The sequence below is a fragment of the Kluyvera georgiana ATCC 51603 genome (assembly GCF_001654985.1).
GTDB lineage: Bacteria > Pseudomonadota > Gammaproteobacteria > Enterobacterales > Enterobacteriaceae > Kluyvera > Kluyvera georgiana.
Genome location: NZ_LXEU01000129.1, coordinates 1 through 871, shown reverse-complemented (window position 1 = coordinate 871; position 871 = coordinate 1). Strand labels below are relative to the sequence as shown.

At 51.5% G+C, this 871-nt stretch carries 1 protein-coding gene; it reads right to left on the bottom strand.

From position 1 onward, the window contains the following. Positions 1-4 precede the first annotated feature (4 nt). A protein-coding gene (locus M989_RS25380; RefSeq protein WP_171763699.1) for an IS5 family transposase occupies positions 5-810 on the bottom strand; the annotation gives its coding sequence in 2 pieces (ribosomal slippage) (positions 5-457 and positions 460-810; 804 coding nt in all). Positions 811-871: the final 61 nt, after the last annotated feature.

The window sequence follows — 871 nt, the reverse complement described above, 5'->3', positions numbered from 1 at the left end:
GAGCCTATCCCAATAGGGTTTTGTTCCAGACAATGACACCACAGGCAAAATGCAGCATCGCCTCATAATTCTCGACCTTCTTCTCCCAACGAGTCAGGACACGGCGGTAGCGATTCATCCAACTGTGTGTTCTCTCTACAACCCAGCGGTGAGCCTTAAAATCCGTGTATTTGATGGCCTCTGACTCATCCTTTCGTGACTGGATATGAGGTTCATAGCGACGACTTTTCAGATACGATTCCAGCCATTCCGCTTCATACCCTTTGTCCATGCACAACCGGAGCCTCTTGCCCGGTCTGCCCGTCTGGAGGGCATCGAGCGTATCCGTAACCAACTTTATGTCGTGCGTATTTGCTCCGGCAACAACCAGTGCAAGCGGTAGCCCGTTCCCGTCAGTCATCAGACTGCGCTTTACGCCCTGTTTCCCCCGGTCTGTAGGGTTCCTGCCTGTTTTTTTGAGCCTGCCAGCGGTGATTTGGTTATACAACCATCCATCGACAGCCACGACCAGTCAATAGAGTCCAACTGTTCGCAAGCAAGCAACCCATTTTGCCAGAAGCGTTCAAATACTCCAGCATCTCGCCACTCCTGAAATCGGCGATGAGCAGAGCTTGACGAGCATATACCGGTGGCATTCAGCGCATTCCATTGGCAGCCCGTCCTGAGTACGAAGAAAATGGCGTTCATTGCAGCGCGATTATCAACCCGCTTGCGGTGCGTACCCAGCGGGTGTTGAGTTTTATGCTCCGGGATGAGTGGAGCCATTTTCTCCCAGAGTCCATCACTGATCTGCCACTTGTTGCCCGCCACGCTTCGCCCTCAGAAATTATCATATTGTATTATCTGACAATTCCTTTTGGGATAGGTTCTT